The following is an 18,214-nucleotide window of genomic DNA, read 5'->3' as shown; positions in this document are numbered from 1 at the left end:
ACCTCGCCAGCGTGTCACAACGACCGGGACGCGAAGATCCTTTTCTTGCCGTTCCGCACCGGTTGGGCGGATCCGCTGTGCGGCGTTTTCCGGCCGTTTCCCTTTCCCCGGGCCGGAATTGACCCCGCCGGGGCGGTGGCGGCGGTGGAGCCGCCGCACACCGTCCCGGCGCGTCCGCCGGCCCGGGGCCGGTTCGGTTGCCGCAAGGCGTCAGGTCAGGACCACGACCTTGTGCATGCCCTCGGCGACGTGCGGAATCCCGGTTTTGTCGTCCGGCACGAAGCAGAGCAGCGCGTAGGTACCCGGCGGCAGGTGGTGGGTCTGCAGCAGGGCGGTGCGCCCCGGCGAGATGGCGCCGAGGCCGAGCGAGGGTCCGGTGAAGGGCGGTTGGCCGGAGGGGCTGGAGGCGAAGAACTTCTGGAGCTGGGCGTCGGTGGTGCCGCGCTTGACGGGCTGGAGGCCCATCTCGTGGATCTCGTCCGAGGCGTTGTGGACGAGGACGTTCTCGCCCGCCCGGCGCAGGCCGTTGACGTCGAAGCGGGGGCCCTTCGCGGTCTCGCGGGTGATGACGATGCTGTCGGGGAAGTCCGCCAGGTCGCCGGACGAGCCGTCGCGCAGGTGCAGCACGCGGGTGACGGGGTGGGCCGGGTCGGCGAGGAAGGCGGTGAAGTCCAGGAGGACGACGGGGCCGGCGCCGACGGGGGTGGTGAAGGTCTCCGGCACGGACGGGGTGACCTGGGCGCCGCCGAGCAGCTCGGCCTCGTCCCGCACCGCGGAGATGCCCCGCGCGGCGGCGGCGGGCTTCCTGCTGACGGCCTTGCCCAGATCGGCCAGGACCTTGCGCACGGAGACACCGCGGTGCGGCCGGAAGGCCTGGAGGAAGTGGCCCTTGGGGTCGTCGGTCCGTACGTGGAAGGCCACCAGGCCGGCCTGTGCGGTGTCCGGGGCGTGGATGCCCGAGGCCCCGATCGCCACCTCCACCCGGCTGCCGTAATGGCCGCCGTGGTCCTCGCCACGTGCGGTGGCGTCGGCGGTGGCGGCGCCACCGAGGGCGGTGGCGAAGGCCAGGGCGGCGGCGGCCGCCGCCCTGGTTCCGCTGCGCAGCAGTGCGGTACGCATGAGTCTCCTGTCGTCGTGTGACCCCCCGTCACAGGGCAGCACCTCCGGAGCTGAGCGACCGTCAGCCACGCAGACGACGGGGCCGATCGGGGTATCCCCGCACCGGCCGGGCTCAGAGCCTGTCTTGAACCCCCGTCGTCCGCCCGGAGGGCGGGCGCAGCGGCGGTCGGTGCGTGCGATCGGCGTGCGGCGTCCCAGGTCATGTGGCGGAGCCACCTGTCCTGGGACGCCGTGCGGTGAGCGTGCGTGCCGGGCGTCGGGGCGCAGACGGGGGTTCAACGACAGGCTCTCAGTGCGGGGCGTCCACCGCCCGGTCCACGAGTGCCGCGGCGGCGCCGGTGTACCGCGCCGGGTCGCAGAGCTCGGCCAGTTCCGCGGGGGTGAGGTGGCCGCGCAGCTCCTCGGACTCGGCGAGCACCTCCGCCAGCGGCCGGCCGGTGCCCGCCGCGGTGTGGGAGGCCCGGGAGAGTGTTTGCTTGGCCTCCGCCCTGCCGAGCCGCGGTGCCAGGACGGCCGCGATCCGCTCGGAGACGATCTGGCCGCCGGTCAGCGCCAGGTTCCCGGCCATCCGCTCCGGCCGCACCTCCAGCCCCTCGGCCAGTTCGACCAGGGTGTGGGTGGCGCCGCCGGTCAGCCGCAGGCACTCGCGCAGCAGCTGCCACTCCGCGTGCCAGGCGCCGGCGGAGCGCTCGTCCTCGGAGAGCACGCACTGGGTGACGCCCGCGGCCAGGACGGGCACCTGGAGGGCCGCGCTGCGCAGCAGGGTCGCCAGGACGGGGTTGCGCTTGTGCGGCATGGCCGAGGAACTCCCGCGTCCGGTGACGGCGGGCTCGGCGACCTCCCCGACCTCGGTGCGCGTCAGCGACTGCACGTCCACCGCGATCTTCCCGAGGGCGGCGGCGGTGAAGGCCAGGGCGGCGGCGAGGTCGGCGACCGGGGTGCGCAGGGTGTGCCAGGGCAGGCCGCCCGCGGCGAGCCCGGTCTCCTGGGCGAACGCCTCGGTGAGCCGTGCCGCGTACTCCCCCGGGTCCGGCGGGGCCGCCCCGTCCAGCCGCGCGTACTCCAGATATCCGGCGAGCGTTCCCGCCGCCCCGCCCAGGGAGACGGGCAACCCGCCGTCCAGGACGCGCTCCAGCCGCAGACCGGCGTCGAGCAGCAGCTGCCGCCAGCCCGCCGCCTTCAGCCCGAACGTGGTGGGGACGGCGTGCAGGGCCAGGGTGCGGCCGGCCATGGTGGTGCCGCGGTGGCGCCGGGCGAGATCGGCCAGCGCGTCGGCGGACCTGGCGAGGTCGGCGCGCATCAGCAGCAGCGCCCGCCGGGCCACCAGCATCGCGCCGGTGTCGAAGATGTCCTGGCTGGTGGAGCCGCGGTGGACGTAGTGCGCGGCGGCCGGGTCCACGGCGGCGACGCGCCCGCTCAGCGCCTGCACCAGACCCACGACCGGGTTGGCGCTCTCGCGCGCGGCCAGCGCCAGCGCCCGCAGATCGAGGTGCTCGGCGCGGGCCTGGGCGCCGATGACCTCGGCTGCCTCCTTCGGGAGCGTGCCGAGGCGGGCCTGGGCCCGCGCCAGCGCGGCCTCGGCGTCGAGCATCGCCTGGAGCCACGCCAGGTCGCCGACGGCCTCCTCGACCGGGGTTCCGGCGCGGACCGGTGAGAGCAGACCGGAGTCGGGCGGGCTGTCGGGGCGGCCGGTCATACGAGAGCTCCTTGCAGACGGTCGGCGGCGGCCGACGCGGCGGGACGGGGGGCGAGGGCGAGTACCGCGCGGGCGATGGCGTCGGAGTCGGCCAGGGTCACCGAGTCCACCCCGGGCCGGATCCCGGCCGCGGTCACCCAGTGCACGGCCTCCGTGGGCACCCCGTAGGCGAACCGGCGCGGGTGGGCCCGGCCCCGGGCGTCACGGACGCGGTAGGGCCGCTCGGCCACGGCGAGGCCGCCGGTCTCGTACCAGGCGCCCCCGGCGGTGGGCACGCGGTGGTTCACGGCCTGCCCGGTGGCGACCAGGTGCTGGAGGAGCGGGTCGGCGGCGCGCCGCAGATCCGCCTCGGGCAGCCGTGCCTCGATCAGCACCCGGGCCCGCAGGGGCGGTCCGGGGACGGCCCGGGAGTGGGCGACGAAGGCGGGGTCGACCGTGTCGATACGTATCTCGGTCGCCGGGCCGGTCAGTTCCAGGACGCCCGCCTCGATGAGCGCGATCATCTCCTCGATGCGCGAGGTGGGCGGGCCGATGGAGAGGAAGGCGTTGAGCGGTGTGTACCAGCCGTCGAGCTCGTCGCGGTGCGAGTCGCCGTGCAGTCCGCTGTGGTCGACCGCGAGCCGGACCTCGTTGCGCAGGTCGCGCAGGACGTCGAGGGCGGCCTTGAGGGGGCCGCTGAGGTTGCCCCGCCGGGCCTCGCGCACATCGGCGCGCAGATAGCGCAGGAGCCAGTCGCGGAACGCGTCCCGGTCGCCGAACTCCCGCTCCCCGTACGGGTGCGAGAGCCGCTCCCAGCTCCAGCGCTCCGCCTCGGGGATGCCGGCGGCGTCGAGCAGCGCGCCGCGGCCTTCGGCGCTCTCGCACGCCAGGAACCGGTCGACCAGGTCCGGGCGCTCGGCGTCGCGGCCGTGGGCGGTGAGCCAGGTGCCGTAGTAGACGCTCTCCACCTCACGGGCGATCAGCGGCCATAACTCCTCCCGGAGCCCGATCCGTTGGCCGTGTGCGGCCCGCTCGCGCAGCTTCTCGACGTGCTCGGGGGTGAGCAGCCGGGGGAGATGGCGCTCGGAGGCGCCCTTCTCGTTCTCACCGCGGGCGTGGTACGGCACACCCCGGCGCGACGTGGCGTACATCCTGGGCTCCTGCCCCGAGGGCCGGTACACCAGCCGTCCCTCGACCCGGGCGAAGGAGCCGCCGCGGCCCTGGGTGAGCAGGGTCATGTGGTCGAAGAAGGTGAGGCCGAGCCCGCGCAGCAGGACCGGTTCGCCCGCGGCGACGGCACCGAGGTCGAGGTCGGCGGGGTTGGCGGGCTGGAGGTAGCGCAGACCGTGGACCCGGGCGAGGCTGGCGGTCCGCTCCTCGCGGGCGGTGGGCCGCACCGGAACGTGGCCCTGGGCGAGCACCACCGCGTCGAGACCGCTGAGCCAGGTCCCGTCGGAGAGGCCGACGGCCTGCTCGCAGTCGGCCTCTCCGTGGCTGTCCGCGAGGGCGACGGCACGCGAGCGGTGGATCTCGACCGTGACGTGCGCCGGGGCGCGCCGGACGACCTGCTGGAACATCGCGGAGAGGTAGCTGCCGAAGAAGGCCCGGCTCGGGTAGGTGTTCGGCCCGAGGTCGCGGGCCTCGGCGAGGGTCTGCTCGTCGTGACCGGCGCGGTCACCGGACGCGGCGATCTCCCGCGCCCACTCCTCCAGGGTGGGACCGGACTCGATGGGCCCCTCGATGCACGAGCCTGCGTCGGTGTGGACGGTGATCTGCGAGGCCACCGTGTTCATCAGCAGCAGCCGGGACTGGTCGGTGCGCCACACGGCGCCCGCGCCGGGCTCGCAGGGCTCCACCACGTGGATGGTCACCGCGGAGTGCGCGGGCCGCGCGCGTTCGTTGGCGCACAGCCGCTCCAGCACCGACAGACCGCGCGGACCGGCGCCGACCAGGCACACCGTCCTGGGAACCTCACTCCTCATACCCACACTCTCCTGTCGTCCTGCCCGGTGCCTTCGGGGGTGGCGTGGAGCGACTTGCGGGGAACCGGGTGGTTCGGCGCCGCTTGTCGTTCCTCACAGCGGGACGATAGCCACGGTGAGGTCCCGGGATCCAAGGAGACCGATCAACTGCGGCACGGCGCACACGCGTTGACGGGACCGCGCCCGGCTCGGACGGTCACGAAGAAGCACAGGTCACCGCGGCGGAGCCGGGCGCACCCGGATGGCGGCGGCATATCGCGCGGGCGGTCGTCCGCCCGCACGATGGACAAGCGGAAGTATGCGGTCCGCACAGCAGAGCCGTCCGTGTGGAGGTGCGGAAGCGATGTGGCGACCTGATGGCTGGGACGTACGGGTGCGCGTCGGCGTGCTCACCCCGCACGCCGACGTGGGCCCCGAGTCGGAGTTCCGCGCCATGGCGCCGCCCGACGTGGGTGTGCACACCGCCCGGGTGCCGTTCGGCGCCATGCGGTCCGGCGGCGCCATGGACGCCACGATCCCCCTCGCGCCGGTCCGGGCCTTCGCGGAGCCGCCGCACGTGGACGAGGCCGCCGCCCGGCTGGCCGCCGCGCCGCTGGCCGCCATCGGCTACGCCTTCACCAGCTCGGCGTACGTCATCGGCGCGGACGGCGAGGCGGCGATGCTCGACCGGCTCGCGGCCGGCGCCGACGGGCTGCCGGTGGTCGCCACGTGCGCCTCGACGGTGGAGGCCCTGCGCCTGCTGGGCGCCACCCGGATCTGCCTGGTCGACCCACCCTGGTTCGACCGCGAGCTCAACGACCTGGGCCGCGCCTACTACGAGGCCGCGGGTTTCGACGTACGCTTCTCCGCCCCCTGCGACCTCCCCAGCGGCCAGTCCCTCATCCGACCGCGCGCGCTGCACGACTGGGTGGCCGCCCACACCCCCGAGGAGTCGGAGGCCGTCGTGGTGGGCGGCAACGGCTTCCGCGCGGTGGGGATGGTGGAGCGCCTCGAATCCACCCTGGGGCGCCCGATACTGACGGCCAATCAGGTACTGCTGTGGGCGGTCCTGCACGCGGCCGACAGCCACACCGAGGCGATCACGGGGTACGGCAGGCTGTTCGCCCTGGACACGCCGTCCCTGTAGGAGGGCGCGGCCCCGGTGGCGTCCTTCGCGTACGGAGAGCACCCAGCCCCCCTGCGCCGGACACCACCGGGGCCGCACTCCTTCACGGCCGTACGCTCACTCGGCCACCCGCAGGACGATCTTGCCGCGGGTGCGGCCCGAGGCCTGCTCCCGGTGGGCCCGGGCGACCTCCACCAGCGGCAGGACCGACGCCACCTCGACCTTGATCGCGCCGGCGTCGATCAGCCCCGCCAGGGTGGTGAGGGCCGCACCGTCCGGCTCCACCAGGAACGGCCTGGCGCGCACACCGGCCGCGGCGGCCTTCTCGGCGAGTTCGCCGGACACCCCGGAGGGGACGGCGACCAGCAGGCCGTCCGGGCGCAGCACGCCGAGCGAGCGCGTGCTGGTGCTGTCGATCTCGTCACCGACGAGGTCGACGACCACGTCGACGCCCGAGACCGCCTTCTCGAAGGGGGCGGCGGTGTAGTCCACCACCTCGTCGGCGCCGAGCTCGCGCAGCCAGGCGTGCTTGCCCGCGCTGGCGGTGGCGATCACGTGGGCGCCGAGGTGCTTGGCGATCTGGACGGCGAAGTGGCCCACACCGCCCGCGGCGGCGTGGACGAGCACGCGCTGACCGGGGCGTACGTCGGCGGTGTCCACCAGGATCTGCCAGGCGGTGAGCGCGGCCAGCGGGACGGCCGCGGCCTCGTCGTGGTTCAGGGAGGCGGGCTTGCGGGCGAACTGGCGGGCGGGGGCGGTGACGAACTCGCCGTAGCCGCCGGCGGCGCGGGGGAACCACGGCATGCCGTACACCTCGTCGCCCACCTCCAGGGTGTGCACGCCGAAGCCGACCTCCTCGACCACACCGGCGACGTCCCAGCCGAGGACGAACGGCGGCTCCCCGAGGACGCCCGCCATACCGCCGCCCTCGCGCGTCTTCACGTCGACCGGGTTGACCCCGGCGGAGACGACCCGTACCAGGACCTCGGTCGGCAGGGGTGCGGGCCGGGGCGCCTCGGTGACCTCCAGGACCTCGGGGCCGCCGAAGGCGGACTGGGTGACGGTGCGCATCGTGGGGGTGGGGTGGGACATGGCTGACTCCTCGGATGCGGGCGACCGGCGCCCGCGCGGTGAACGATGCGGCCAAGCTATGGGAGGGGTAGTAGTAACCTGCAAGGGCGTCTACTATCTTTTGGATAGCATCAACTCGATCGCGCCCCCGCGCGGAGGAACCGTCCATGAGCACGAACTGCGGCACCGGCACCCACGACAAGCACGACGTCTACGCGGCCCTGTGCCCCTGCCGGAACGTGCTGGAGCTGCTGGCCAACAAGTGGAGCGCGCTGGCGATCGGTGCCATGGAGGACGGTCCCGTACGGTTCGGCGCGCTCCAGCGCGTACTCCAGGGAGTCAGCCCCAAGGTACTCACCCAGACGCTGCGCCGCCTGGAGGAGGCGGGACTGGTGTCCCGCACGGTCTACCCGGCCGTGCCCCCGCACGTCGAGTACGCCCTGACCGAGCTGGGCCGCAGCGCCGCCGAGCCGCTGGCGCACATGCGCGACTGGGCGGAGCGGAACGTGGATCTGCTGTACGCGGGTCAGTAGCGCGGGCGGAGGGCGGCGAACGCCCTTGCCATGATCGTCGCGGGGCCGTGAGGATGACGCCATGCCTCACTTCACCGCTCCCGACGGGACCCGGCTCGCCTACCACGTGCGCGGTGAGGGCGAGCCGCTGCTCTGTGTGCCCGGCGGGCCGATGCGCGCCTCGGCCTACCTCGCAGACCTCGGCGGGCTCTCGGCACGGCGCCGCCTGATCCTGCTCGACCTGCGCGGGACCGGTGACTCGGACACCCCCGCCGACCCGGCGACGTACCGCTGCGACCGGCAGGTGGCGGACGTCGAGGCCCTCCGCGAGCAGCTCGGCCTCGACCGCGTCGACCTTCTGGCGCACTCCGCGGGCGGCGACCTCGCCCTGCTGTACGCGGCCCGCCACCCGCACCGCGTCCGTACGCTCACCCTGGTCACCGCCCGCGCGCGTGCCCTCGGCATCGACTTCACCGAGGAGCACCGCCGCGAGGCGGCCGCCCTGCGCGCGGGCGAGCCGTGGTTCGAGGACGCCCACGCGTCCTTGGAGCGGATCTGGGCCGGCTCCGACGCGGACGCGGACTGGGACGCCGCCGGCCCGTTCTTCTACGGCCGCTGGGACGCGGCGGCCCGGGCACACGCCGCGAACGAGGTGGAACAGACCAACGCCGAGGCCGCCGAGGCGTACGCGTCGCCCGATGCCTTCTCCCCCGCCGCCGCCCGCGCCGTGATGGAGACACTCGACGCACCGGTCCTGCTGCTCACCGGGGAACTGGACAGCGGGCCGCGGCCCCGGGTCGCGGCGACGATCGCCGCGCTGTTCCCGAAGGCGCGGCTCGCCGTGCAGCCGGGTGCGGGCCACTTCCCGTGGCTCGACGACCCCCAGGGTTTCACGCGGACGGTGACGGCGTTCCTGGAGTCGGGCGGTGGCCGGCACCGGTACGCGGAAGGTCACACGTCCGGCAGCCACTCCACCGCGTAGTACTTCAGCCACGCGTCCTCCGCGACCAGGCTCATCCCCGCGGCGGTCATCACCCGCTGGGAGGCGATGTTGGCATGGGCCGTGTCGCCCTTCACGCGGGTGACGCCCTGGGCGCGGGCGAACAGCAGCAGTGCGCGCAGGGCTTCGGTGGCGTAGCCCCTGCCCTGCACCGACGGGACCAGGCCGTAGCCGATGGTGACGGTCCCGTCGAGGTCGGGGGCTCCGTGGAAGCCCAGACCGCCGATGGCGCGGCCGTCCTCGCGGCGGAGGATCTCGTACGCGCCGAACGGCTGCGGGTCCCCCGCGCCCTCGCACGTCTCCAGGTAGCGCAGGGCCCCGGCGGTGTCCGCCTCGGTGGGGTATCCGGGTGCCCAGTGCGCGCTCCCGCCCGGCTCGTCCGCCGTCAGCCTCAGCGCCTCCTCGACGCTCATGGGGTGGAGGACGAGCCGTGGTGTGACGAGACATTCCATACCCGGTGGGATATCACCGGGTATGGCGCGTCGCCAACGGTTTGCCCGAGGCGATCGCGCGCAGGGCCGCGAATACCCCTGGCTGCTAACGGAGTTCATCGGCTGGGCCGAGGGTCGCGCGGATGCCCGGCAGCACCTTCTCGCCGAGGGTCTGCCGGAGCTGCCACTCGATCAGGTCCACGCCTCTCGCGCCGGTGACCGCGTTCACGGGTACGCCGCCGCCGGTGCGCAGACGTGTCGCGGTGACACGCGGTCCGTGTCCGGTGAGGACGACCTCGGTGTGAGTGGGTCCGAACTCCACGCCCAGCGCGTCCAGCACGGCGCGGACATGCCGGTCGACCGCCTCCGTCTGCGCCGGCTCCAGCGGCGCGGGCGTCACCCGCTCCCGCGCGAGCGGGTCGCCGGGATCGGAGTGTGTACGGGTGATGGCGACGACCACATGTTCACCTCGCTCCGAGAAGGCCTCCACGCCGTACGGGACACCGGCACGCCCCAGGGCCGTATCCACCTCGGCCTGCACACTGGCCTGCATACCTGCCTGCACACCGGCCTGGGCGAGCCGCCGTCTCATCGCCTGCTGGTCCATGACGAGGTCGACGAGCTCGGGGGTGTGCCAGTCCAGCCCCAGCACCTGGGCGACCAGTGCGGCCCGCGGCAGGCAGTCGTCGAAGAAGCAGCCGATCCGGGTCACCGGCTCGACGGCGTCGACGGCCCGGGCCAGCGCGATCCACTCCTCGTCGGAGGCGTCCGGACGCAGGACGACGATCCGGCCGTGGTCCTCGGTGTCGTCCATCGCGGCGAGGTGCCCGGGCCAGCACAGGACGGACGTGGTGACCTCCTGTCCGGCCGTCTCGCCGAACGCGCGCATACGGGCCGGTATACCGCCTCCGACGCCGAACACCAGCACATGCTCCGTCACGGCAACCCCTCCCCTCCGTGATCTTTTCCGTAGCCCCCTCAACTGTCAAGCTCCGTACGTCACTTCACGGGTCCTGGGGTGGGTGGGAGCGGCGGAACGCCGTTCCCACCCACTCCACGGGCCGCGCCCCGCACTGCTTCGCGGTGGAGACCTTCACCTTCGCCTTCACCTTCGAGGAGGGCGGCATCCTGCCGCACCGCACGGATGGCGTGATCGAGGCCCGCGACGGCACAGGGGTTTTCCACCCCCTGGCCGAACGCGTGGCCGCCTGGGCGCCCACCGGCCCTCCCACCTCGCATGCGCGGCAATCGCGCGACTGGGGTGAACCCGGGCTGAGCCAACAGGGCGGCGTGACTAGCCCGATCCGGCGACTGACCAGCGTGTTTGCGGCTCTGCGGGCACATGTCACCCCGCGAAACGGGGATGCCTGCGACGGGCGTTCGCAGAACGCGCCGTTCGTCCCCCCAAGAGGAAGCACACGCATGAACGCTGATCGCAGGTCGGTGTCACCGCTCGGACCGCTGCCGCATCGCGGCACCTGGCTCGCCGGTAGAGCCCTGGCGTCCCTCGTCCTGATGCTGGCCGGCGCGGCCGGGCCCGCCATGGCCGCCGAGGCGCACGGAACCGGAACCCGGGTCACCCTGGCGGGGGGAGGCGGAGACGACCACTGCCGACCGTCGCACAGACCCGACGACGGCCGGAAGGAGACCCCTCCGGTGGCCGCCGCCGGGGGTGGTGGCGGTGGTGGTGGGTGCCAGGGTCCCCCCGGCCCCCAGGGCCCCAAGGGCCCGCCCGGCCCTCCCGGACCGAAGGGCAACACGGGTCCGCAAGGCCCCGCAGGTCCCGCGGGTCCCACCGGGCCGCAGGGACCCTCGGGCCCCACGGGACCACAGGGTCCGACGGGTGACACGGGTGCGACCGGCCCGGAAGGGCCGACAGGACCGCAGGGGCCCATCGGGTCCACGGGTCCGCAAGGGCCCACCGGGGCCACGGGGCCCACCGGCCCGAAGGGCGACACGGGTCCGCAGGGGCCCGCCGGACCGTGCTACGAGATCGACAGCAACGCTCCGTCGAACACCGAGACCTTCAACGCGGCACTCATCGACGGGAAGGCGTTCGCCGGTCGCCAGGCCTCCCCCGGTGGCCCGGTCGTGTGGACCGATCTGACCGACGACGACAACCCGGACTACCCCGACCACGCCTGCGGGATCTCCATCAACTCCCAGGGCAACGACACCTGGATCAAGGTGGTCACGACGGACGGCACGGTCTACCAGACCCACGGCGACACGAACGGGGCGACCTTCGTCTGGAACGAGGGCTGGACCCAGCTCGACTCACCGGCAGCGAGTGCCCTGCGCACGGACGGACGACCGAAGGCCGGGCGGCCCAGGACGTCCTGAAGTCCTCACGTCCCGACGCCCGAACATACGGCGGAGCCCCGCGCGTGCCGTGGTCCAGCGGCACGCGCGGGGCTCCCCCGAGCCGGCTCGTCGCCTTACGGCTTGATGTTGACGACCTTCATCTCCAGCGGGTAGCCGGACGAGCCGCAGTTGAGCGTCGACGCCTTCTCCGTGCCGAGCTTGCGGTAGCCCTGGTCCCCCTTGTACGGGCCGTTCACCCGGCCCGGACCGCCGCACTTGGCCTGCACGTACCAGGTGCCGTTGCCGTGCGAACACCAGCCGACAGCCACGTGGTCGTTGGTGTGCGACACATAGGCGCTGCACCCCGTGGGACCTACGGCCGCGTTCGCCGAGGAAGCGGTGCCCAGCATCACACCGGCCGCCAGCAGACCCACCGCCGACGCCATGCCGCCCAGCTTCTTCACCATGTCGTTCATACGTTCTCACTCCCCGCGTAATTTCGACTTGCGTGAGTGAGGCTAGTGCGATTGTCGTGTACGCGCGTCCTCCTGAAAGACGATGACGAACTGCGCTTCATGCCCCTCACATCGCGCCAACCATTGGCTTCCCGAGCGTAGTTGTACACATACGTCACATCCGTGCCGGGCCGACGCCGCTCGGGAGTTGAATCCGCCCGGAAAACGGAGCGCGGCGCGCCCGGCGGCCGAAGTGGCCGCGGGACGCGCCGCGCGGGAGTGCGAGCGTCCGGTGGTGCGAGGGTTGCGCGCGGTGGACCGCCCCTGTCGCGGGGCGGTTCACCGACCGGCGTCAGTGGTGCCGGTTGCCCTCGTGGTGGGTGCGGCCCCACATGGCGGTGTCGAGGATCCGGCCGTTGTCGTTGCGCAGGGTGGCGGTGTCGCGGTGGTTGTCCCAGACGTAGTTGTGACGGTCCTGGTAGACGTCACGGCTGGTGTCGTGGCCCACGCCCGTGTGGACCTTGACCGCCGAGTGCCCCTCCAGGCGCATGGCGTGGAAGCGGTAGCGGGCTCCGTCGCCGGCGGTCAGGGTGAAGCCCCGCAGGTTGACGGCGTGGCGCCCGGTGTTCATGACCTCCACCCACTCGCCGTTGAGGCTCCGGTTCGAGCGGTCGTCGCGGCCGGGGCTGTTGTACTGCACCTTGCCGATGACCACGGTGGAGCGGTCGGCGTGCCGGTGGTGGCCGTCCGCAGCGGCGGGCAGGGCGGCGGCGCCGATCAGGGCGCCCCCGGCGAGGACGGTGGCGAGGATACGGCGGCTGGTGCGCGAAGCAGTCATGTGCGTGCTCTCTCAAGGACAAGCCCCGGACCAGGCTCTGGTCGGACCGGTGACGGGGCGGGCCAGGTTCCCGGCTGGTGCCGAGGAGCCACACTCTGGCCCGCCGGAGCGATCAAGACCCGTCGACCCGACGCTCTTTACGAATTCCGGACATTTCCGTAACCACCACTTATGTCAACTCCCCAGCGTCCGTACGCCACCCGCTCGGCCGCCCCGCCCTTCTGTAACAGGGCCGCGTGTCGCGCGTCGCCCCGACGGACGACCGGGCCCGGGCTCGCGCCGGGCGTCAATCCCCGGCCGCCGCCGCTACCACCGGCGGGGGACGCCCGCTTCCGAGCACGGCACCGCCCTGTCACTCAGCCCACCGCCGCCGCCCCGCGTTCCAGCCTCGCCACGTGCCTGCGCAGGCCCAGCGAGAACGCCCAGGCCGCCAGGAACAGGGCGGTCGCGATGGCCAGGGTGCACCAGCGCAGATCCTTGGAGACCACGAATCCCGGACCGAGGCCGGGGTGTACGGAGTTCAGCAGGACGTGGAAGAACAGCGTCAGGGCGAGCAGATACAGGCCGTACCACGCCGGTTTGCTCCAGCTCTTCAGGGCGCGTCCGTCCATGCCGGAGAGCGGCAGCATCCCGAACACCACGACCTCGATACCGCCGACGACCACCAGCCCCACCGTGTACGCGAGCGCGTGGTGCAGGCCGTCGGGCCTGGCCGTACGCCCCGCCTCGATCAAAGGTGTCCCGAGGACCCACACCAGCAGGGAGGCGCTCAGGACGCAGATGCCACTGATCATCACCGCCTGCCCCTTCGGCATGGTGTGACGCGTGGTGCGCGGGGCGGGAGGTGTGGTGCCGAGCACCATGTAGACCGCCACCAGCCCGTACACGTACGGGACGGGGAACGCCAGGCCGCGCGAGAGGGTCGCCATCAGCACCGCCAGGACAAGGCCCGCCGGAACCACCCTCAACTCGGCTCGTATACCGCCCCGCCCGGGACGCAGCAGGGAGTCCTTCGTCTTCTCGTACGTCACCAGGACCAGCAGGGTGCCCACCGCCGCTCCCAGTACCTTGCCCACCGTGGACCCGTTCCAGTGGGCCGTGGCGTCGGCCCAGACGATGAGCGCCCCGCCGAGCAGGGCGAAGCAGCCCATCCGCAGCCAGCCCGGCAACCGGGCCGCGCCCGTCGACACCGACCGCTCCGCCCGGCGTTGGCGCCACCAGCGGCTGAGCGCGTTGTCCGCCAGCTGCGAGGGGAAGGCCTTCTCCAGCAGCAGCACGAGCAGCAGGAACCACGCGGCCATACCCACCGACCCCGCGATGTCCTTGAGCGCCCAGGACACGTCCGCCGGGGTGCGCATACTGCCCACCAGCCCGGCCGGGCGACCGTGGTGTCCGTCCTGCTCGCCCCTGTCCGGTGGTTCGGCGGATCCACTGGGCCCCGGGGACGCCTCGGGCCCGGCCACACCGTTGTGCGAGTCGGTGCGGCCGGAGTCGGGGGTGTTCGAGGCGGACGTGGCGGTGGGGGTTGGGGTGGGAGACAGAGGTGTGATCCCGGGCAGGTCGGGTTTGGGCAGGACGCCGGACCTGGACTCCTTGTGGTGTTCGACCGGAGAGCCCTGGGGCAGGAAGTACGCCGTGAAGGGTTCGGGCGGCAGGTCGATGGTCCCCGCCCGCTCCACCGCGCGTTCCGGACAGTCGAGGTCCACCGGCTGGTGGCCCCTCATGTCCGGGGGAATGTAGGCATGGAGGTCGATGAACCTCCAGTGGCCGGGCGCGGCGTCGCCCTTGTACGAGTCCGCGTCCAGCCAGGGGTCGAGCAGCCCCTTTCCGCCGATCAGGATCCTCCCCCAGGTGCAGGCGGCGGGGTAGTCCGTCATATGGATGGTGATCTCGTACTTCCCCGTGGGCGGCGGGGTGACGGGGGGTGGGGTCACCGTGAAGGTCCGCGAGGCGGAGAGCGCTTCGGCGGCCCCCACCTGTGCCTCCCCCGGCCGAGCACCGGTGGTGCTTCCGCCACCGGCGGGCGCGGCTTCGCAAGTCGCCGTCACCCGGTACGTACCCGCGCCGGCGCCCGGCGGGACGACGAAGGAGCCGGAGAGTCCGCCATCCGTCCCGGCGGTCGCGCTGGAGCCCGGCAGGTCCGCCGTGTCCCACAGGAGACGGGCGGGGCTCCCGCACAGGAACCCCTTCCCGGACACTTCCACCTTCGTCCCGGGAGCCCCGGTGCCGGGCGAGAGCGTGAGGGACGGGGTGGGGCGCGGAGGTCGGACCACCGGATCCGCCGCCGCCACTTCATAGGTGACCTTCTGCGTCATGGCGGGGCGCGCGTCACAGGTCGCGACCACGCGGTACCGTCCGGGCGGTGCCTTCGCGGGCACCTTGACCGGTTGCGAGAACCCACCGGACGCGTCGGTGCGGAGGGCGATCGGAGCCGGTAGGTCGCCGGTCAGGGTGAGCGGGCCCGCCGGTGTCCCGGCGTCCGCCCCGCAGTCGAAGCGGCTGCCGGACACGACCACGGTCCCGCCCTGTTTCACCGTCCTCGGCTGCGCCGAGAGCAGCGGAGACAGGGGAGGGTCGGTCACCGTCACCGTCGGCGTGGGCTTGACGGGTGGTGTCGTGGACTTGGACGGGGCGGGTTGGGACGGAGTCGGTTTGGACGGGGTGGCCTTGGACGGGCTTGGCTTCGGCGTGACCGGATCCGGCTCCGCCGCCGGTGATGTCCGCTCCGCCGGAGACGTGGACCCCGAAGGTTCCTGCTCAGCCTGGGACTTGGCGGGAGCGGGACCCGCCACAGGAGACGACAGTGCGTGGTCCGACAGCAATGGTGTCCGTCCGGCCGCTACGGTCGTCACCCCCGCCACCCCCCGCACACCACTGGCGGTGCTCGGCCCCGCCATACCCAGGAGCGACACCCCTGTGAGCAGCACCGTCAGCACCGCCACCGGTAATCCGCACGTCTTCCGCCTGCGTCCCACAGTGTCCCCCTCGTAACCGCACGGCCTCCCCAGCCGTCCCCGTTCGGGTGCACTTGTTTGACGCTCCGGCGCCACCTCTTCGTTTCCCTCGCGGGTACGGCGCACGGGAGTGCAGGGCGGAAAGAGGCACGCTCCGCACGCCCCCAGGGCCGGCAACCGTCTCCAACCCCCCACCTCGGCGACGGCGGTGTACGGCCCGCGGTGTCTCCAACGTGTGAATCTTGTGCGCACTCACCTGTGCTGTTGCCGCAGAGATGGGTAGCATCCGGCGGCAACATCCAGCACGAGGAAAGCGAATTCTCATGGCGGACGAGCCGGACTTCACCACACTCAAGGACCAGTACGCGGCGCGCGTCACCGCCGACCTGGAAGCCAACCAGCAGGACCAGGCACGCATCCGCGCGGAACTCGACACACTGAAGGGGCAACTCGAAGCCCTGGAGCGGGACCACGGTCTGCTGCAAACCATGCAGCACACCCTCGTCAGCACGGCCGGCGCGGCGGCGCAGGCGTCGGCGGCGGCCGAAACGGCGAAGGGGACGCGCAAGCGCACCACCAAGGCGCAGCCCACCACCAAGGCACAGTCCACCGCCAAGGCACCGGCTCCCGCCGCGGCCTCCGCCTCCTCCTCCGCGGCCACACCCACCGCCGCGGCGGTGCCCAAGCCGCGCAAGGCCCGGGCCCAGAAGCCGGAGGCGAAGGAGGTGGAGGAGGCGACGAAGACCAAGACGGCCAAGGCGGCCAAGGGCGCCAAGACGGCTCCGAGCCCCAAGAAGGCCGCCGCCCGGCCCAGGAAGTCGGCCTCCAAGGGCGCGGAAAGCAGTGGGCCCACCCTGCGCGAGGTGGTGCTCGGTCTCTTCGCGGGCCACCAGGAGCCGCGTACGGTCGCCGACATCCTCACCGAGCTGACCACCGCCCACCCGGACCGCAAGACCAGCCCCCAGGTGGTCCGCAACACCCTCGAAGCACTCGTCGCCAAGGGCGAGTTGGAGCGCGAGCGCAAGCAGGGCTCCGTCTTCTACACGGCCGGCCGCACGTCGGCGCCCGCCGAGAAGTCGGAGGAGAAGGCCGAGGCACCCACCGCCGCGCCGGAAGCCGTGGATGCCCCCGCCACGGCTTCCGCCTCGGCGCCCGCGGCCGCGACCGCCTGACGGAGGCGGGCGGCCCTCACGTCGTAGCCACCCCGGTGCCCAGACATCCGCAACGGGGTGGCCACGTCCCTCTCAGCCGGCCTCGCTCATCGCCGGTCGCCATCCGGGACGGGGTTCATGGTGATCATCCCGGCCCCCGCACCGGAGCCGGCCGAGTCATCCGAGCCACCCCAGCCGCCCGAGCCGCCGGTGGCATCGGAGCCGCCAGAGGCATCCGAACCACCCGAACGACCCGAGGCACCTGACCCACCGGATTCCTGACCTTGGCCTTGGTCCTGACCCTGGCCCTGGCCCTGGTCCTGCCCGTCGCCCTGGCCCTGGCCCTGGCCCTGGCCTCCGTCCCCGATCGTCGCCCCCGTGGCCGTCAGCGCGGTGGTGACCGGTTGGAAGAACGTCTCGCCGCCGGCGGTGCAGTTCCCGCTGCCGCCCGAGGTGAGTCCGATGGCGCTGCCGTCCGCGGTGAACAGGGACCCGCCGCTGTCGCCCGGCTCGGCGCAGACATCGGTCTGGATCAACCCGCTGACCGTGCCCTCGGGGTAGTTCACCGTGGCGTCGAGACCGGTGACCGTACCGTCGTGCAGACCGGTCGTGCTGCCCATACGCAGGACGCGCTGCCCCACGGTCGCGTCGGCCGCGCCGGTGATCTCGACCAGTTTCCCCGCCCCCGTGTCCACTGCGCTGGGAGCCTGCGTTGCGGCGTCGTCGTAGGTGAGCAGGGAGAAGTCGCCGTTGCCGGGGAAGGTCGCCTTCTGGACGGTCGCGGCGGGGGCACCACCCGCGTTCAGGGACCACTTCTTGGCCGCGACACCGCAGTGGCCCGCCGTGAGAAACCCCGGCTTGCCGTCCTGGGTCGTGACGTTGAAGCCCAGCGAGCAGCGCGCGCCGCCGCCGAAGATGGCGTCACCGCCCTCGCTGAACGCCTTGAACTGCCCGGCGGACTTCTGGATCCGGGCCGTGTCGGCACCGAGGGCGCGTACGGCCTTCTCCAGTCTGGCCCACTGCGCGCCCTTCACCGTCCGGTCCGCCGAGACCACGATGCGGTTGGTCCGGGGGTCGACGGCCCAGGCGGTCCCCGGGATGGTCGCCGTACGGGCGAGGGTGTGCGCCGCCGAGCGCAGTTCGGCCGCGCTGTTGCGCACCGCGCGCGGTACCGCCCCGGCCTTCTTCACCTGGGCGTCGGCGTTGCGGTCGTTACCGGCGACGTTCACGATGACCTGCTGCTTGGCGGCGTCGTAGTACGAACCCGCGAACGTGTCACCGAGCTGTTGGGCCAGCCCGCGCACCGCGAGCGCCGCCGCCGCGGTGTTCATCCTTCCGTTCGCGGCTCCGGGCGGGGATGCGGACTGTGGCTGTGACGCGTTCGCACGTGGGAGCAGTACGGCCGCTGCGATGAGGCCCGCGGCCCCCGCTCCCGCCATCACGGCCCGCCGCTTGGGTATGCGCCTGTGAGTCAACTCGCCGCCTCCTGGTATCTGTTCCGTAACCGATCGGAATGGGGTGGAAGGTGTGCGCTCCTAGGTACGGACGGGACGCGTGTGGTGTTCACCTTCGTTGCGGAAGAACACTATTGACGATCAGTCAGCAAAGTCGCACAGC

The 18,214-nt window shown here is 72.9% G+C and carries 15 protein-coding genes; 5 read left to right on the top strand and 10 right to left on the bottom strand.

Annotation, left to right across the window (positions count from 1 at the left end):
- Positions 1-210: 210 nt before the first annotated feature.
- The 3 genes from AC069K_RS00810 to AC069K_RS00800 all read right to left on the bottom strand — a co-directional run bounded on the left by AC069K_RS00810 (position 211) and on the right by AC069K_RS00800 (position 4,776).
- Positions 211-1,119 (bottom strand): hypothetical protein, encoded by a 909-nt coding sequence (locus AC069K_RS00810; RefSeq protein WP_478610684.1) that lies wholly within the window; start codon positions 1,117-1,119, stop codon positions 211-213.
- A 289-nt stretch (positions 1,120-1,408) separates the two neighbouring features.
- On the bottom strand, positions 1,409-2,815 hold the full coding sequence (locus tag AC069K_RS00805; protein ID WP_478610682.1) for a nitrosuccinate lyase: 1,407 nt from the start codon (positions 2,813-2,815) through the stop codon (positions 1,409-1,411).
- Complete coding sequence (locus AC069K_RS00800; RefSeq protein ID WP_478610680.1) at positions 2,812-4,776, bottom strand: FAD/NAD(P)-binding protein; 1,965 nt, start codon at positions 4,774-4,776, stop codon at positions 2,812-2,814. Before AC069K_RS00800 ends, AC069K_RS00805 begins: the two co-directional genes overlap by 4 nt.
- A 343-nt stretch (positions 4,777-5,119) precedes the next feature.
- On the opposite strand from AC069K_RS00800, the gene AC069K_RS00795 reads away from it, so the two are divergent.
- Positions 5,120-5,902 carry a maleate cis-trans isomerase family protein gene (locus AC069K_RS00795; RefSeq protein ID WP_478610679.1) on the top strand — a complete coding sequence of 261 codons (783 nt, stop codon included), beginning with the start codon at positions 5,120-5,122 and terminating at the stop codon, positions 5,900-5,902.
- A 96-nt stretch (positions 5,903-5,998) separates the two neighbouring features.
- Here the strand turns inward: AC069K_RS00795 and AC069K_RS00790 are convergent, their stop codons facing one another.
- Entirely contained in the window at positions 5,999-6,973 is a 975-nt protein-coding gene (locus tag AC069K_RS00790; protein WP_478610677.1) for an NADP-dependent oxidoreductase, read from the bottom strand.
- 146 nt (positions 6,974-7,119) lie between these two features.
- Between AC069K_RS00790 and AC069K_RS00785 the strand changes: the two genes are divergently transcribed.
- Complete coding sequence (locus AC069K_RS00785; protein ID WP_365106777.1) at positions 7,120-7,485, top strand: winged helix-turn-helix transcriptional regulator; 366 nt, start codon at positions 7,120-7,122, stop codon at positions 7,483-7,485.
- 61 nt (positions 7,486-7,546) lie between these two features.
- On the top strand, positions 7,547-8,446 hold the full coding sequence (locus tag AC069K_RS00780) for an alpha/beta fold hydrolase (RefSeq protein WP_478610675.1): 900 nt from the start codon (positions 7,547-7,549) through the stop codon (positions 8,444-8,446).
- On the opposite strand, the gene AC069K_RS00775 is transcribed toward AC069K_RS00780, so the two are convergent.
- Both AC069K_RS00775 and AC069K_RS00770 read right to left on the bottom strand, forming a co-directional pair.
- A complete protein-coding gene (locus AC069K_RS00775) occupies positions 8,416-8,916 on the bottom strand; it encodes a GNAT family N-acetyltransferase (RefSeq protein ID WP_478610673.1) in 501 nt (166 codons plus the stop codon). The two genes, AC069K_RS00780 and AC069K_RS00775, sit on opposite strands and share 31 nt — an antisense overlap.
- Positions 8,917-9,001: 85 nt before the next feature.
- Positions 9,002-9,835 (bottom strand): ATP-grasp domain-containing protein, encoded by an 834-nt coding sequence (locus AC069K_RS00770; RefSeq protein WP_478610671.1) that lies wholly within the window; start codon positions 9,833-9,835, stop codon positions 9,002-9,004.
- 1,151 nt (positions 9,836-10,986) lie between these two features.
- Here AC069K_RS00770 and AC069K_RS00765 point away from each other — a divergent pair.
- A complete protein-coding gene (locus AC069K_RS00765; protein ID WP_478610669.1) occupies positions 10,987-11,238 on the top strand; it encodes a hypothetical protein in 252 nt (83 codons plus the stop codon).
- Between the two features lie 95 nt (positions 11,239-11,333).
- On the opposite strand, the gene AC069K_RS00760 is transcribed toward AC069K_RS00765, so the two are convergent.
- The 3 genes from AC069K_RS00760 to AC069K_RS00750 all read right to left on the bottom strand — a co-directional run bounded on the left by AC069K_RS00760 (position 11,334) and on the right by AC069K_RS00750 (position 15,074).
- The gene (locus AC069K_RS00760) at positions 11,334-11,675 is read right to left on the bottom strand and encodes a hypothetical protein (protein ID WP_365106792.1); all 342 of its coding nucleotides are present in this window, start codon (positions 11,673-11,675) and stop codon (positions 11,334-11,336) included.
- A 331-nt stretch (positions 11,676-12,006) separates the two neighbouring features.
- Positions 12,007-12,492, bottom strand: a complete 486-nt coding sequence (locus AC069K_RS00755; protein ID WP_478610667.1) for a lamin tail domain-containing protein — start codon at positions 12,490-12,492, stop codon at positions 12,007-12,009.
- Between the two features lie 356 nt (positions 12,493-12,848).
- Positions 12,849-15,074: an FGLLP motif-containing membrane protein gene (locus AC069K_RS00750; RefSeq protein WP_478610665.1), complete on the bottom strand. Its 2,226-nt coding sequence runs from the start codon at positions 15,072-15,074 to the stop codon at positions 12,849-12,851.
- A 695-nt stretch (positions 15,075-15,769) separates the two neighbouring features.
- Between AC069K_RS00750 and AC069K_RS00745 the strand changes: the two genes are divergently transcribed.
- Entirely contained in the window at positions 15,770-16,618 is an 849-nt protein-coding gene (locus AC069K_RS00745; protein ID WP_478610663.1) for a hypothetical protein, read from the top strand.
- An 86-nt stretch (positions 16,619-16,704) separates the two neighbouring features.
- Here the strand turns inward: AC069K_RS00745 and AC069K_RS00740 are convergent, their stop codons facing one another.
- Positions 16,705-18,072, bottom strand: a complete 1,368-nt coding sequence (locus tag AC069K_RS00740) for a S1 family peptidase (RefSeq protein ID WP_478610661.1) — start codon at positions 18,070-18,072, stop codon at positions 16,705-16,707.
- Between the last annotated feature and the right edge of the window lie 142 nt (positions 18,073-18,214).

The sequence above is a fragment of the Streptomyces sp. NPDC043908 genome (assembly GCF_056435525.1).
The sequence above is the reverse complement of the archived record's forward strand: the minus strand, read 5'-3'. Positions and strand labels throughout refer to the sequence as shown.

Excerpts from the sequence above, each read along its gene's own strand:
- AC069K_RS00805 (WP_478610682.1), bottom strand. The coding sequence starts at position 2,815 with ATGACCGGCCGCCCCGACAGCCCGCCCGACTCCGGTCTGCTCTCACCG.
- AC069K_RS00790 (WP_478610677.1), bottom strand. The coding sequence starts at position 6,973 with ATGTCCCACCCCACCCCCACGATGCGCACCGTCACCCAGTCCGCCTTC.
- AC069K_RS00745 (WP_478610663.1), top strand. The coding sequence starts at position 15,770 with ATGGCGGACGAGCCGGACTTCACCACACTCAAGGACCAGTACGCGGCG.
- AC069K_RS00780 (WP_478610675.1), top strand. The coding sequence starts at position 7,547 with ATGCCTCACTTCACCGCTCCCGACGGGACCCGGCTCGCCTACCACGTG.
- AC069K_RS00795 (WP_478610679.1), top strand. The coding sequence starts at position 5,120 with ATGTGGCGACCTGATGGCTGGGACGTACGGGTGCGCGTCGGCGTGCTC.
- AC069K_RS00760 (WP_365106792.1), bottom strand. The coding sequence starts at position 11,675 with ATGAACGACATGGTGAAGAAGCTGGGCGGCATGGCGTCGGCGGTGGGT.
- AC069K_RS00800 (WP_478610680.1), bottom strand. The coding sequence starts at position 4,776 with ATGAGGAGTGAGGTTCCCAGGACGGTGTGCCTGGTCGGCGCCGGTCCG.
- AC069K_RS00775 (WP_478610673.1), bottom strand. The coding sequence starts at position 8,916 with ATGGAATGTCTCGTCACACCACGGCTCGTCCTCCACCCCATGAGCGTC.
- AC069K_RS00810 (WP_478610684.1), bottom strand. The coding sequence starts at position 1,119 with ATGCGTACCGCACTGCTGCGCAGCGGAACCAGGGCGGCGGCCGCCGCC.
- AC069K_RS00785 (WP_365106777.1), top strand. The coding sequence starts at position 7,120 with ATGAGCACGAACTGCGGCACCGGCACCCACGACAAGCACGACGTCTAC.
- AC069K_RS00755 (WP_478610667.1), bottom strand. The coding sequence starts at position 12,492 with ATGACTGCTTCGCGCACCAGCCGCCGTATCCTCGCCACCGTCCTCGCC.